Source organism: Pseudomonas putida (assembly GCF_028682395.1).
GTDB classification, from domain to species: Bacteria; Pseudomonadota; Gammaproteobacteria; order Pseudomonadales; family Pseudomonadaceae; genus Aquipseudomonas; species Aquipseudomonas putida_AB.
This window is the reverse complement of the sequence record NZ_JANHLC010000005.1, coordinates 117,412-131,843: the sequence shown is the minus strand read 5'-3', so window position 1 is coordinate 131,843 and position 14,432 is coordinate 117,412. Positions and strand designations below refer to the sequence as shown.

The window sequence follows — 14,432 nt, the reverse complement described above, 5'->3', positions numbered from 1 at the left end:
CTGGGGGGCTGCTTTGCAGTACTCTTATGCGGCATTTTCCCCAGCAGAGGGAAAGCCTGAGCCACTGCCTCGCGTGTAAACCATCGATCCCTGTGTCCTTTGGACCATGACCTTGAGGTTTACCATGCGCATCACTTCCGAGCTTATCTGCCAGGCCGCCGACCAACTGCGGGGCTTTGTCGGCCTGAATCGCAAAACCGGCAAGCATATCGTGCGTTTCAGCGAAGATTCCTTCGGCATGGACGTGGCGGATGACGCCATTATCGCGGCCAGCGAATTTGTCTGGCAGGCTGGCACCGACCAGACCATGACCCTCAAGCGCGAAGCGATCCGGCTGTTGCTGGAGCAGAACATCGACGATCGGATCAATATCACCGAGCCCCTGCGCGTTTATGTGCGCCGCGACGACATGCCGGAAATAGCGGCCATGCGCAGCCTGGTGAGGGCTTAAGGCTTAGCCGATTTGACCAGGTGCTCGTGCATCTGTGAGGTCAGGTTCTCGATGCGCTCGCTCAAGTGCTGGGTCATTTCGGTGAGCCGCGTGTTTTGCTCGAGCAGTGTTAGCAATTGCGCGGCGTTCTGTGCGGCCTCGGCCTGGCGTCGGGAGTTGGCCTCGGCCAGGGCTTCGCGGTGCTGCGCATCGGCGTCGGCCTGAGCCTTGTCGCGCGCGGCCTGGCGTGTCTGCGCCAGCAGAATCAAGGGCGCGGCATAGGCGGCTTGAAGGCTGAAGGCTAGGTTCAGCAGGATAAAGGGATAGACGTCGAAGGTCGTGACACCAAACAAATTGAGGCAGATCCACACCACGACAATTGCCGTCTGTGCGCCAAGAAACATCGGTGTGCCAAAGAAGCGGGCGAACGCCTCGGCCTTCAGGGCGAAGCCGTCGTTACCGAACGTTGGCGCAAGGTGGGCATGGGGGCGGTGAAAGCGCAGGTGATCCTGCTGGGCTTGGGGCTGGAGGGGGTCTGGCTTCATAGCGCACTCTGCAGGGACCGGGGACAGAAACAACTATAGCCTTCCGGCCCCGGCTCGCAGTCAGCGTTGACCGCGCTCGCTGGCGAAAATGCTGACGGCCTGCACCGCTTCGCCTGCACCATCGCGGATTTGCACGATCACCTCACCTGCCTGATCGGCCAGCTCGACACCTTTTGCGGCGCGCATCTGGGTGCTGCTCATGCTCTTGATCGCCTGCTGGGTTTCATTCTGGATCATGTCGATCATCCCGGAGATTTCCGCAGTCGAACCACTGGTGCGCGCGGCGAGCAGACGGACCTCGTCGGCCACGACGGCGAATCCGCGTCCCTGCTCGCCGGCCCGGGCGGCTTCGATGGCGGCGTTTAGGGCCAGAAGATTGGTCTGGTCGGCAATGGCGCGAATGGTATTGACGATGGCGGTAATCTGCTCCGAACGTTCGCCGAGTTTGGCAATCAGCCCTGAAGAGTCCTCGATATTCGCCGCAATTTCTCGCATTTCGCTGGCGGCCTGCTGGATGACGGCGGTGCCTTGCTCGGCGATTTTTTGGGTCTCGATGGAGATGTGATAAGCCTGGGTCGCGCTCTGGGCATCCTGCTCATGGCGCTCGACCCGGCTGCTGACGTCCGAGGCGAACTTGACCACTTTGTAGAGCTTGCCGTCGGCATCGTAGACCGGGTTGTAGTTGGCCTCCAGCCACAGGGTCTGGCCCCGCTTGCCAACACGCTCGAACTGGCCGCTGAAGAACTCACCCTGGTTGAGTCGACGCCAGAAATCCTGGTACTCGCTGCTTTGGGCGACGCCAGGCTTGCAGAACAGGCTGTGGTTCTGGCCCGTCACTTCGGCTTGGCTGTATCCAACCAGGCTGAGGAAGTTCTGGTTGGCGCTGATGATGCGGCCATCCAGATTGAATTCGATAACGCCCATGGCGCGGTCAATAGCGTTCAGCTTGGCTTGGGCTTCGCTTTTTTCCTGTACATCCCGGGTAATGTCCAGGGCGTACGTGACGATTTTCACCACCTGGCCGCCGGCATCACGCACCGGGTTGTAACTGGCCTCCAGCCAGACCGTGCGGCCGTCGGCGGTGACGCGAGCATAAGTGCCGGACTCGCATTGGCCGTTTTTGAGACGAGCCCAAAATTGCGTGTACTCGCCACTGTTGGCGTAGTTCGCCATACAGAACTTGCGATGGGGTTGGCCCAGTATCTGGTCGAGGCGATAGCCCATGGTACTCAGAAAGTTATCGTTGGCGTGCAGGACGCTGGCGTCCAGCCCGAACTCGATGACCGCCATCGATCGGTTCAGGGCGTCGAGCAAGCTGGCTTGCTCAGCGATAGTATTGTGCAGTGCTTGGAGTGTTTTTTTATGACCGCTGAATAGCATGATGTCTGCTCTGGAATAAAGAAGCCTGAAAGTGGTTCCTTGTGTGCACGCGGGCGAACCGCTTGAGCAAAAGCCCGAAGGCTGGCTCTGTACCAGCATCCATGTGCTGATAGCGTTAGGGGCAGAGCTGTCCGGGGCGCAGAGAGCGTTTGCGGACATTGCATCAGCACGACTTCTTACAGGCCAGGGGCGATGGATAGAACACAGCCCGAGCAGACTTCATGCACAACGATACATAGCGGCATTATGCTATCTATTAGTTGTACAAACAAAGGACTTTAGTACAGGTTTTTTGGCAATTCAGACCAGCGTGCAGTGGCCGCGTATCAGGCTGAGTGGACAGGCTGGTGGGGTGAGGAGGAAGAGAGGGTGGCGCTGTTGATTTTGTCGCGGCCGGTATTCTTGGCCACGTACAAGGCTTTGTCGGCTTCCTGGAGCCACTGAGTTGCTTCACTGAAGTGTGGTTGGAATGAGGCTAGGCCAATGCTCAGGCTGACGCGCAACTGTGGGACTTCCTGGCAGCGAGAGTCTGCGATTGCTTTGCGCAGTCGCTCCATCACTTCCATGGCTTGATCCAAAGGCACGTCGGGCAGGATCACGCAGAACTCGTCTCCTCCGTAGCGTCCGGCGAGGTCGTCTTCGCGCAGGTTGTCGCGCAGGGTTTGACTCAGGTGGCGTAGCACCTTGTCGCCGATGATATGGCCATAGGTGTCGTTGATCCGTTTGAAGTGGTCGATATCGATCAGGGCGATGACGGCATTGCTCTGTTCGAGCAAGCATTTATGGAACTTGCTATGCAGCAGATCTTTCCAGGAGCCGTGGTTGAGCAGGCCGGTCAGGCTGTCCGTGCGACTGAGGGCGCTAAGGGCGCGCTTGTGTTCGGAGAGTTTGATCGCCAACTGATAGCAGACCATGCCCAGGGCAAGAGGGTAGAGGGACAACATTGGCAGGCAGGCGTACACCTGCATCTGGCTGGTCTGGGGGCTGAAGGCGGGGCCGAAGAGCAGCCAGGACAGCAGTACCCCCGCAGCCTGTGCCAGGGAACCGCGAACCAACAGGCGCTGCCCGCCAGCCGCTACATTGTTCATGGTCATCATTGCCAGAATGGTGACGGTCGGTAGCGGGTTGAACTGCATGGTCGCGGCCCAGAACCCGCCGAACAGTGAGTCTACCAGCAGGTTGCGACGTTCAGCCTGGTAGGGGTAGGCCGCGCGCTTGGCGATCTGAAAGGCTAGGTGAGGCCAGATAAAACCATTGAACAGCAGCAGTCCCCAGAGCCAGTTTGGCGGTTGCAGGGGGTAGAGGGCCGCACCGACACTCAGGAAGCCGATCCCCAGGCCGACAATGCGCGGTAGATAGATGCGTTTGGCAAACGATAGCCCTTTGCCTCTTTGGTTTTCCATAATGCTCTGCGTGAAATGTCCCGGCCAGGCTGCAGCAGTGGAGCCTGGTGAAATCGCCGTTTATCGGATAAGCCTGATTAATATTGTCGATTATTCTGAACGGAATAATCAGTGTCCTTCCAGGCCATTTCTTGCGAAAACGTGCGATTCCAGGCGTGTCCGTGGCAAGGAAAGGCTGGCGCAGGGCCTTCGCAGTGGCGCCTTGAATGGCTTTGAGCATTTGCTTCGCAGGCGCTACCTGGCCCAGAGTGCTTTCGTGGCCAGGAGGCGAAAGGCCGTCAGGTCCTGGATTGGCGGGGCTCAAGGCGTGAATGGTTGGGCGTGTTGTGCTCTAAGGGGGAAGGCGGATGCTGCGCAATGCGTCTTTCGAATGGCCAAGCCTTGCATGCATTGGCCGCTTACTTTTGTGTCAGGAGCCCCAGGCTTCTTGGAGTCACTCAATCATGGCCACTGATCAGGATCGCGAGCAGCCGTTTCGACGGGGGTTTCGCAATGATGTCGCCACGCCTGCCCATGGATTTCTCAAGACGTTGGGGATCTTCTGGAAACTGCTCTTGCGCAAGCCGGGTAATACCCGGCCCGTCGGTAGGCTACCGGTACAGCCGTTAACCCGCGCGCAGCTGTTTGACGCGCCGGACCATAGTGTCTATCGCCTGGGGCATTCGACGTTGTTGCTCAAGCTTGGGGGCAAGTTCTGGCTGACTGACCCGGTCTTTGCCGAGCGGGCTTCGCCGGTGCAGTGGACAGGGCCAAAGCGCTTTCATCCACCCCCCATCAGCCTGGCGGATTTACCGCCTATTGAGGCGGTGATCCTTTCCCACAACCATTACGACCACCTCGACTATCAGGCCGTCCTTGAACTGGCGGATAAAACCGAGCATTTCCTGGTGCCGCTGGGTGTTGGCGATCTATTGGTCAAGTGGGGGATACCGGCCGACAAGATTCGCCAATTGGCCTGGTGGGAGGAAACCGCCGTCGCGGGCCTGCGCTTTGTCGCGACCCCGGCACAGCATTTTTCCGGACGCACCTTGCGCGATGGCAATCAAACACTGTGGGTTTCATGGGTCATCATCAGCGATAAGGCGCGAATATTTTTCAGCGGTGACAGTGGTTACTTCGAGGGTTTCAGCCAGATTGGCGAGCGTTTTGGTCCCTTCGACCTGACACTGATGGAGACGGGTGCCTACAACGTTGACTGGCCTCACGTGCACATGCAGCCAGAGGAAAGCCTGCAGGCCCATATCGACCTGCGCGGCCAATGGTTGCTGCCCATCCACAACGGCACCTTTGATCTGGCATTCCATGCCTGGCATGAGCCTTTTGACCGGATCCTCACGCTAGCCCGGGAGCGTAATGTGGCCATTACGACGCCGCAGATGGGTGAGGGGTTCAACCTGCTGCAGCCACACCGGGGATCTGCCTGGTGGCTGGATGTCGAGGGCGTGACGGCCCTCGACAAAACCTCGATGGCTGTGCGCTGAGGGTTGCAACTGAGGGGGCGATCTTGAACATCGTTCCCCCTGCTGTGCCCATATCGGCGGGTTACGCTCACCGAAAGCGAGTGGATCATGGCGACCGTTACTCGATCAGGGCGAAATCGTTTCGTTTGACCGGGTTGGGTGTGGTGCCGCGAATATTGGTCCCTTTGGAAGGCGCAAAGCCCGGGAAGAATACCAGCCCCTCGGCTTCCAGCCGAAAGGCCAGGGCCAGGTGAGTGACATCACGCAGGCGGTCACCCTGCTCGAAGCGCTGGATGGCGTGTTCGGAGACGCCTGATTCACGTGCCAGATCGGCCTGGCTCCAGCCAAGCATGGCGCGCGACTGCACGCAGTGCAACGCGGTGAACTGGTGAAGGACGATACGTTCGATGGCGATGTTCATCGCGAGATTCGTGGACATACTAGGCTCCGGGCTTGATCGCGAAGGTAAAAAGTACTGTGTTTTTGTACAGTTATTTGAAGGCGCAATCAAATGTTTTTTCTGTGGCCTGCCGTACGGTGGGAGGGGCGCTTTGTTATTGCCCCAAGCCTGGAGCATGAATGCGTATGTCTGGAGAGATGCGCGTGTCTACAGGCACAAAAAAGCCCTGAATAGTCAGGGCTTTTTCGTTAGCGGGGGAGGGGAATCAATCCCAGCTCAAGGCGCCGCCAGTCTGGTACTCGATCACGCGGGTCTCGAAGAAGTTCTTCTCTTTCTTCAAGTCCATGATCTCGCTCATCCATGGGAAGGGGTTGGTTGTACCAGGGTACTCTTCCTTCAGGCCGATCTGCGACAGACGACGGTTGGCGATGAACTTGAGGTAGTCCTCCATCATCGCTGCGTTCATGCCCAGTACGCCGCGTGGCATGGTGTCTCGTGCGTATTCGATTTCCAGCTGAGTGCCCTGCAGGATCATCTGGCTGGCTTCTTCCTTCATCTCGGCATCCCACAGGTGCGGGTTTTCGATCTTGATCTGGTTGATCACGTCGATGCCGAAGTTCAGGTGCATGGATTCGTCGCGCAGGATGTACTGGAACTGCTCGGCGACACCGGTCATTTTGTTGCGACGGCCCATGGACAGGATCTGGGTAAAGCCGCAGTAGAAGAAGATGCCTTCCAGAACGCAGTAGTAGGCGATCAGGTTGCGCAACAGTTCCTTGTCGGTTTCGACGGTGCCGGTTTCGAACTTCGGATCAGAGATCGAGCGGGTGTACTTCAGGCCCCAGGTCGCTTTCTTCGCGACCGAAGGAATCTCGTGGTACATGTTGAAGATCTCGCCTTCATCCATGGCCAGCGACTCGATGCAGTACTGGTAAGCGTGGGTGTGGATCGCTTCTTCGAACGCCTGGCGCAGGATGTACTGGCGGCACTCGGGGTTGGTGATCAAGCGGTAGACCGCCAGCACCAGGTTGTTGGCAACCAGGGAATCGGCGGTGGAGAAGAAGCCCAGGTTGCGCATCACGATGCGGCGTTCGTCGTCGGTCAGGCCTTCCGGGTCTTTCCAGAGGGCGATGTCGGCGGTCATGTTGACTTCTTGCGGCATCCAGTGGTTTGCGCAGCCGTCCAGGTACTTCTGCCAGGCCCAGTCGTATTTGAATGGAACCAGTTGGTTGAGGTCGGCACGGCAGTTGATCATGCGCTTTTCGTCGACCGCGACGCGGGCGGAAGCGCCTTCAAGCTCGGCCAGGCCTTCAGCGATATCGAGTCGGTCGAGGGCGGCCTTGGCGCGGATGATCGCTTCGGAGTCGGTCGCGGTTACGGCCCGGGCTTCAAGAGCCGCAGCACCACCGGCGCTGTCGAGGCGGTCCATGTTTGCTTCGGTGGCGTGCCCGGCGTTGGCGCCTTTGGCAGCGACTTCGCCTTCTTCTTTATCGAATTCGTCCCAGCTCAGCATGACGTATCGTCTCCTGCGTGAGGGCCGGATGGCCGCGTGAAAACACTGATGGTTTGGTTGTCACACGACCGTTGGCCGCTATGGATCTTAAGGAATCGTTTGTTGCCGCTTGCAGCACGCAAAAAACATAAATGTGTACGGGGAAACCCCGAATTGGCTGGGGGAAGGCACGGGGTCCTGTCCCAGTGCCCCTGAGAGGCAAGCCAGCCTGGGTTTATAGCCCGATCAGGGGGTATTTCAAGCCCTTTTGACCGGCCCAGTATAAGGGTTTTTTACCGGGCATTTCAGTCAGATTTCAGGTTTGGGTGCGGCAGATTGGCCGGGGAGGCCGATGACATGGAGGTTTCTTTAGGCGGGGCGGGGGTTTGCGGGAGTTTGTTTGCGCGAAGGATTTTTTTTAGGCGTGCAGGAGGGGCCGGAAGTGACCGGGTGGATCCCCCGTGGGAGGACAAGCTGGCGCTTTGGAAAGGGCGGGTAAAGCGCGGCGGGTACCGGCGGTCGGGAAAGAGGGGAGGTGCGGTGCAGCGATTCCCGTGTGAGGGGATGCACCCCCGGCATCTTGCCGCAAGAACCATTTCTTGCGGCCGGCGTTGTATAAAAACCAGCGGTTCAATAAGGGTTAATTAACCGTTAGAGCAACCATTACCCATAACGCGGTATTCAAGTGTGTGTTGTTTACCTTGGGAGTCTTCATAAACCATGCGGGCCGGCACAACTTCGCAAACATTCGGGACTTCGCTCAGGGAAATAACTTTGGCGATATCCAGTTTGGTCGAATAAGAATACTGCTCGACCGGGGCTTGTTGGTTGCTGGCCTCGTCCGCCATGGCAGTGGCACAAAAACCGGCAAGGGCCAGAACGACTAACGCTTTCATTTAATAATTACCTTCTTAAGGGTGTGTGGGGTCACACAGCCCTTGTGAGGCTGCGTGTAGAACAGTTATTAATTTCGGGTGATAAGCGGATTAACATGCCTTCGTGGGGGCTGTAACTTGAGTTAATCACGTTGCCTTTGTTGGCGAGGTTGATTTTAGGCGTCACCCACAACGGCATATAGAGGGGCTTTTGATAAAGACTTTTGACGGATTCTGTAACAATCCCGAGGCGCGTTTCGTTAAATCGCGCGGGACGGCGGTTTTTTCTCCTCTGCAAAGTGCTCTGAAAGTGCCGTGCTTGAGCCTTGCCGTGAAAAGACACGGCGTTCGGTAGGGTTTTGTTACTACCATCGTCGAATGGTCCCAAGGGCGTGGGCCGGCTAAAACAGGGCCATAAAACAACAACTATCCACCGAGGTAAAAAAGATGAGTGCGGCTTCCCTGTATCCCGTTCGTCCCGAGGTTGCGGCCAATACGCTGACCGATGAGGCGACCTACAAGGCCATGTACCAGCAGTCGGTCATCAACCCTGACGGCTTCTGGCGCGATCAAGCCAAGCGCCTCGACTGGATCACGCCTTTCACCAAGGTCAAGCAAACCTCCTTCGACGATCACCATGTCGACATCAAATGGTTTGCTGATGGCACTCTGAACGTTTCCTACAACTGCCTGGACCGCCACCTGGCCGAACGTGGCGATCAGCTGGCAATCATCTGGGAAGGCGACGACCCTTCCGAATCGCGCAACATTACCTATCGCGAGCTGCACGAGCAGGTCTGCAAGTTCGCCAACGCCCTGCGTGGCCAGGACGTGCACCGTGGCGACGTCGTGACTATCTATATGCCGATGATCCCCGAGGCCGTGGTCGCCATGCTGGCGTGCGCCCGTATCGGTGCGATCCACTCGGTGGTCTTCGGCGGCTTCTCGCCGGAAGCCCTGGCGGGGCGGATTATCGACTGCCGCTCCAAAGTGGTGATCACGGCCGACGAAGGTGTGCGCGCCGGCAAGAAGATCCCGCTCAAGGCCAACGTTGATGACGCCTTGACCAACCCGGACACCCACAGCATCCAGAAAGTTATCGTGTGCCGTCGCACCGGTGGTGATATCAAGTGGAACCAGCACCGTGACATCTGGTTCGAAGACCTGATGAAAGTCGCGGGCAGCGTTTGCGCGCCCAAGGAAATGGGCGCTGAAGAAGCCCTGTTTATCCTTTACACCTCCGGTTCCACCGGCAAGCCAAAGGGTGTGCAGCACACCACCGGCGGCTACCTGGTGTATGCGTCCCTGACCCATGAGCGCGTGTTCGACTACCGTCCGGGCGAAGTCTACTGGTGCACCGCCGACGTCGGCTGGGTCACCGGCCACACCTATATTGTCTACGGCCCGCTGGCCAACGGCGGCACGACCGTTCTGTTCGAAGGCGTACCGAACTATCCGGACATCACCCGGGTGGCGCAGATCGTCGACAAGCATCAGGTCAATATCCTCTACACCGCTCCGACCGCGATCCGCGCAATGATGGCGGCGGGTACTGCAGCGGTTGACGGCTCCGATGGCAGCAGCCTGCGCCTGTTGGGCTCGGTGGGTGAGCCGATCAACCCGGAAGCATGGGACTGGTACTACAAGAACGTCGGCAAGTCCCGTTGCCCGATCGTCGATACCTGGTGGCAGACCGAGACCGGCGGCAACATGATGAGCCCGCTGCCAGGGGCGCATGCGCTCAAGCCGGGTTCGGCGGCACGTCCCTTCTTCGGCGTGGTTCCGGCGCTGGTGGACAACCTGGGCAACATTATCGACGGTGCCGCCGAAGGCAACCTGGTGATCCTCGATTCGTGGCCAGGCCAGGCCCGTACCCTGTACGGCGACCACGACCGTTTCGTCGACACCTACTTCAAGACTTTCCGCGGCATGTACTTCACCGGTGACGGTGCCCGTCGCGACGAGGATGGCTACTACTGGATCACTGGTCGAGTGGATGACGTGCTCAACGTTTCCGGCCACCGGATGGGGACCGCCGAGATCGAGAGCGCCATGGTTGCTCACCCGAAAGTCGCCGAAGCCGCCGTTGTTGGCGTGCCGCACGACATCAAGGGCCAGGGCATCTATGTCTACGTCACCCTCAATGGTGGCGAAGAGCCTAACGAGGCGCTGCGCCTGGAGCTCAAGAACTGGGTGCGCAAGGAAATCGGCCCGATCGCATCGCCAGATGTCATTCAGTGGGCGCCGGGCTTGCCGAAGACCCGTTCGGGGAAAATTATGCGCCGTATCCTGCGCAAGATTGCCACGGCCGAGTACGACGGCTTGGGTGATATCTCCACCCTGGCCGACCCAGGCGTGGTGCAGCACCTGATCGACACACACAAGACCATGAACGTCGCCTAAGACGGATATGTGTCCACCCGCCCCGCCCGGCCCTGCGCCGGGCGGGGCTTTTTTGTGCGCGCCAGATTGTGCGCTGTGAATGGGCCTGGTTCCGCCGTCACAGCGGCGTGAGAACGCGCGCAAGCGACAGGGTAGAGCGGCTGTGTGCTGATGCGGGCCCTGTAGGAAGTGAGATAAATATCGGTTTTTCCGCGCGCCGCTAGCCGATTGTTACCGTTGAAACGCGGTGTAACTGGATATGTAACCGCTTTGCTCGAAAAGGGGGCGCAGGGAAACGCTGCGCCCCGTTTTGGGACGGTAGGGCGCGCGAAATAAACAATGCTGAACGCTGGACTTGCCGGAATAGAAGGCTTTGCCAATAATAGGCCCGCTATTTGCAGTTATTATCGGTTCTATGCTTTTTGCTCTTGCATGAATTTCGAGAGCTGTCAATATCCTCGATCGCAGTTCTCAGTGCTTCTGTAATTAGTTGTCGCATTGAAGAAATATCGGCTTCGGGGCTGTCGTTAAAATGCCGATCACTCGCCCGTTGCTGCCCGTGTTGATTTTTTAATCAACTCTGTAGGACGAAGCGCCGCTTTTCCATTGACTCATTCGCAAATTGGGCTGTCGCTCACTCTGCCGTTTTCGCCCTTTACCGATGGAGTTCTAAGATGAAGAAACTCGTGCTTCTTGGCGCCCTGGCACTGTCCGTACTGTCCTTGCCAACATTCGCCGATGAAAAGCCTCTGAAAATTGGTATCGAGGCAGCCTACCCTCCGTTCGCCTCCAAGGCGCCGGACGGCAGCATCGTCGGTTTCGACTACGACATCGGCAATGCCCTGTGCGAAGAGATGAAGGTCAAGTGCGTTTGGGTCGAGCAGGAGTTCGATGGCCTGATCCCGGCTCTGAAGGTGCGCAAGATCGACGCCATCCTGTCCTCCATGTCGATTACCGATGATCGTAAGAAGTCTGTCGATTTCACCAACAAGTACTACAACACTCCAGCGCGTCTGGTGATGAAGGACGGTACGACTGTTGGCGACAACCTGGCCGAGCTCAAGGGCAAGAAAATCGGCGTGCAGCGCGGTTCGATCCACAACCGCTTTGCCGATGAAGTCCTCAAGCCGCTGGGGGCTGAAATCAAGCCTTACAGCTCGCAGAACGAAATCTACCTCGACGTGGCGGCCGGTCGCCTCGATGGCACCGTGGCCGATGCCACCCTGCTCAACGATGGCTTCCTGAAAACCGACGCTGGCAAAGGCTTTGCCTTTGTAGGCCCGGCCTTTACCGATGAGAAGTACTTCGGTGACGGTATCGGCATCGCGGTCCGGAAAGGCGACAAGGCCAATCTCGACCGGATCAATGGCGCTATTGCGGCCATTCGCGAGAACGGCAAGTACAAGCAAATCCAGGACAAGTATTTCGACTTCGACATTTACGGTAAGTAAATACGTCGCAGCGGTAAGTCCGAAATGGCGCAAGCAACAGGATCTCTGCGGTTTGCGCCATTTTTTCATCCCAATTTTCGAGGACCTGAATCATGTTGAAAGGCTACGGGGCTGTCATCCTCGATGGCGCTTGGCTGACGCTTCAGCTGGCCTTGTCGTCCATGGCCTTGGCCATTGTTCTGGGTCTGATCGGGGTCGCACTGCGCCTGTCGCCGATTCGTTGGCTGGCCTGGCTGGGCGATCTCTATTCCACGGTTATTCGCGGTATTCCCGATCTGGTGCTGATTTTGCTGATTTTCTATGGCGGTCAGGACCTGCTCAATCGCATCGCGCCGCTGCTGGGCTTTGATGACTACATCGACCTGAACCCGCTGGCGGCCGGGATCGGTACCCTGGGTTTTATCTTTGGTGCCTACCTGTCGGAAACCTTTCGCGGGGCCTTCATGGCGATCCCCAAAGGGCAGGCCGAAGCCGGCATGGCTTACGGCATGAGTGGTTTTCAGGTGTTCTTCCGGGTGATGGTGCCGCAGATGATTCGCCTGGCGATTCCCGGCTTTACCAACAACTGGCTGGTACTGACCAAGGCAACCGCGCTGATTTCCGTGGTCGGCCTGCAAGACATGATGTTCAAGGCCAAGCAGGCAGCCGATGCCACGCGTGAGCCTTTCACCTTCTTCCTCGCAGTGGCAGCCATGTACCTGGTGATTACCAGTGTCTCGCTGCTGGCATTGCGTCACCTTGAGAAGCGCTACTCGGTAGGCGTAAGGGCGGCTGATCTATGATCTTCGACTACAACGTCATCTGGGACAGCCTGCCGCTGTACTTTGATGGCCTGCTGACCACCCTGAAGCTGCTGCTGATTTCGCTGTTCTTTGGCCTGCTTGCGGCGCTGCCCCTGGGTCTGATGCGGGTGTCCAAGCAGCCGCTGGTCAACATGAGCGCCTGGTTGTTCACCTACGTGATTCGCGGCACGCCGATGCTGGTGCAACTGTTCCTGATCTACTACGGCCTGGCCCAGTTCGAGGCGGTGCGCGAGAGCTTTCTCTGGCCGTGGCTGTCCAGTGCGACCTTCTGTGCCTGCCTGGCCTTTGCCATCAATACCAGTGCCTACACCGCGGAAATCATCGCCGGTAGCTTGCGGGCCACGCCCAACGGCGAGATCGAGGCGGCCAAGGCCATGGGCATGTCCAGGATCAAGATGTACCGGCGGATTCTGCTGCCTTCTGCCTTGCGTCGTGCACTGCCGCAGTACAGCAATGAAGTGATCATGATGCTGCAGACCACCAGCCTGGCGTCCATCGTCACGTTGATCGATATCACCGGTGCCGCGCGCACGGTCAACGCCCAGTATTACCTGCCGTTCGAGGCCTACATCACGGCCGGCGTGTTCTATCTGTGCCTGACCTTTATCCTGGTGCGCCTGTTCAAGCTGGCCGAGCGTCGCTGGCTGGGCTACCTCGCCCCGCGGAAGCACTGAGCATGGAGCGCATCGATCATCCGCTGCCCTGGAGTAGCCTGGGCAGCGAGCGCCACTTGACGGTGTTCCGCTTTGGTCAGGGCGAGCGCAAGGCCTATATCCAGGCCAGCCTGCATGCCGACGAGTTGCCGGGGGTGCGCACGGCCTGGGAGCTGAAGAAGCGTCTGCTGGAGTTGGAAGCGCAGGGCCTGCTCAATGGCGTGATCGAGTTGGTGCCGGTGGCCAACCCCCTGGGGCTTGACCAATTGTTGCAGGGTGCCCATCAGGGGCGCTTCGAATTCGGCAGTGGGAAAAACTTCAATCGCGACTTCGTCGAGTTGAGTACGCCGGTGGCGAGCGCTGTCGAGGGGCGGTTGGGTGACGATCCACATGCCAATATCCACCTGATTCGCCAGGCCATGGGCGAGGCGCTTGCCGCCTTGCCAGCCCCGGTGAGTTCGTTGCAGGGCCTGCAGCGTGTGCTGCTGGCCCATGCCTGTGACGCCGATGTGGTGCTCGACCTGCATTGCGATGCCGAGGCGGCGCTGCATATGTATGCGTTGCCCCAGCATTGGCCTCAGTGGCGTTCTCTGTCCGCGCACCTGAATATGCAGGTCGCGTTGCTGGCCGAAGATTCGGGGGGCAGTTCGTTCGATGAGGCTTGCTCGCTGCCCTGGCTGCAGCTGTCTCGCCGGTTTCCCGAGGCGCAGATTCCCCTGGCCTGCCTGGCAACCACCCTGGAGTTGGGCGGGCAGGCCGATACCGGTCGCGCCGAGGCTCGGACCCATGCTGAAGGTATCCTGGCATTTCTGGCCGAGCAGGGCTTGATTCTGGGTGACTGGCCGGCGCCAGCCCATGAGCCTTGCGAAGGCCTGCCCTTCGAAGGTACCGAGCTGCTCTTTGCCCCGCACCCCGGTGTGATCAGCTTCCTGCAGCCGGCGGGCGCGCGGGTGGCGGTGGGTGAGCCGCTGTTCGAGGTGATCGATCCTTTGTCCGACCGTGTCAGCACGGTCTGTGCCGGCACCGCCGGCGTGTTGTTTGCCGTTGAACGGCTACGTTATGCCCAACCCGGTTTCTGGCTGGCCAAGGTGGCGGGGCGCGAGCCTCTGCGCCACGGGCGCCTGCTCAACGACTGACTGACCTGACCGCTTTTGTGAG

Annotated in this window: 13 protein-coding genes; 7 read left to right on the top strand and 6 right to left on the bottom strand. The window is 58.8% G+C overall.

Going from position 1 to position 14,432, the window contains the following annotated elements:
• Nucleotides 1–124 precede the first annotated feature (124 nt).
• Nucleotides 125–451 (top strand): DUF2025 family protein, encoded by a 327-nt coding sequence (locus NPS46_RS14420; protein WP_274108261.1) that lies wholly within the window; start codon nt 125–127, stop codon nt 449–451.
• Here NPS46_RS14420 and NPS46_RS14415 read toward each other — a convergent pair.
• The 3 genes from NPS46_RS14415 to NPS46_RS14405 all read right to left on the bottom strand — a co-directional run bounded on the left by NPS46_RS14415 (nt 448) and on the right by NPS46_RS14405 (nt 3,758).
• Entirely contained in the window at nt 448–975 is a 528-nt protein-coding gene (locus tag NPS46_RS14415; RefSeq protein ID WP_274108258.1) for a DUF1003 domain-containing protein, read from the bottom strand. The two genes, NPS46_RS14420 and NPS46_RS14415, sit on opposite strands and share 4 nt — an antisense overlap.
• 60 nt (nt 976–1,035) lie before the next feature.
• Complete coding sequence (locus tag NPS46_RS14410; protein WP_274108256.1) at nt 1,036–2,355, bottom strand: methyl-accepting chemotaxis protein; 1,320 nt, start codon at nt 2,353–2,355, stop codon at nt 1,036–1,038.
• 326 nt (nt 2,356–2,681) lie between these two features.
• Nucleotides 2,682–3,758: a diguanylate cyclase gene (locus tag NPS46_RS14405; protein ID WP_274108253.1), complete on the bottom strand. Its 1,077-nt coding sequence runs from the start codon at nt 3,756–3,758 to the stop codon at nt 2,682–2,684.
• Between the two features lie 443 nt (nt 3,759–4,201).
• Here NPS46_RS14405 and NPS46_RS14400 point away from each other — a divergent pair, with 443 nt between their 5' ends.
• Nucleotides 4,202–5,239, top strand: coding sequence for an MBL fold metallo-hydrolase (locus tag NPS46_RS14400; protein ID WP_274108251.1), 1,038 nt, complete (start codon nt 4,202–4,204; stop codon nt 5,237–5,239).
• 97 nt (nt 5,240–5,336) lie between these two features.
• On the opposite strand, the gene NPS46_RS14395 is transcribed toward NPS46_RS14400, so the two are convergent.
• The 3 genes from NPS46_RS14395 to NPS46_RS14385 all read right to left on the bottom strand — a co-directional run bounded on the left by NPS46_RS14395 (nt 5,337) and on the right by NPS46_RS14385 (nt 8,006).
• Nucleotides 5,337–5,657, bottom strand: coding sequence for a helix-turn-helix transcriptional regulator (locus NPS46_RS14395; RefSeq protein ID WP_274108249.1), 321 nt, complete (start codon nt 5,655–5,657; stop codon nt 5,337–5,339).
• A gap of 226 nt (nt 5,658–5,883) precedes the next feature.
• The gene (locus NPS46_RS14390; RefSeq protein ID WP_274108247.1) at nt 5,884–7,131 is read right to left on the bottom strand and encodes a ribonucleotide-diphosphate reductase subunit beta; all 1,248 of its coding nucleotides are present in this window, start codon (nt 7,129–7,131) and stop codon (nt 5,884–5,886) included.
• A gap of 623 nt (nt 7,132–7,754) precedes the next feature.
• On the bottom strand, nt 7,755–8,006 hold the full coding sequence (locus NPS46_RS14385; protein WP_274108244.1) for a DUF2790 domain-containing protein: 252 nt from the start codon (nt 8,004–8,006) through the stop codon (nt 7,755–7,757).
• A 426-nt stretch (nt 8,007–8,432) separates the two neighbouring features.
• On the opposite strand from NPS46_RS14385, the gene acs reads away from it, so the two are divergent.
• The 5 genes from acs to NPS46_RS14360 all read left to right on the top strand — a co-directional run bounded on the left by acs (nt 8,433) and on the right by NPS46_RS14360 (nt 14,410).
• A complete protein-coding gene (acs, locus tag NPS46_RS14380; RefSeq protein WP_274108242.1) occupies nt 8,433–10,388 on the top strand; it encodes an acetate--CoA ligase in 1,956 nt (651 codons plus the stop codon).
• A gap of 653 nt (nt 10,389–11,041) precedes the next feature.
• On the top strand, nt 11,042–11,818 hold the full coding sequence (locus NPS46_RS14375) for an ABC transporter substrate-binding protein (RefSeq protein ID WP_274108240.1): 777 nt from the start codon (nt 11,042–11,044) through the stop codon (nt 11,816–11,818).
• Nucleotides 11,819–11,910: 92 nt separating this feature from the next.
• Nucleotides 11,911–12,600 carry an ABC transporter permease gene (locus NPS46_RS14370; RefSeq protein ID WP_274108238.1) on the top strand — a complete coding sequence of 230 codons (690 nt, stop codon included), beginning with the start codon at nt 11,911–11,913 and terminating at the stop codon, nt 12,598–12,600.
• Nucleotides 12,597–13,295 carry an ABC transporter permease gene (locus NPS46_RS14365; RefSeq protein WP_274108236.1) on the top strand — a complete coding sequence of 233 codons (699 nt, stop codon included), beginning with the start codon at nt 12,597–12,599 and terminating at the stop codon, nt 13,293–13,295. The genes NPS46_RS14370 and NPS46_RS14365 overlap by 4 nt, the downstream gene beginning before the upstream one ends.
• A gap of 2 nt (nt 13,296–13,297) precedes the next feature.
• On the top strand, nt 13,298–14,410 hold the full coding sequence (locus NPS46_RS14360; RefSeq protein WP_274108234.1) for a succinylglutamate desuccinylase/aspartoacylase family protein: 1,113 nt from the start codon (nt 13,298–13,300) through the stop codon (nt 14,408–14,410).
• Nucleotides 14,411–14,432 lie beyond the last annotated feature (22 nt).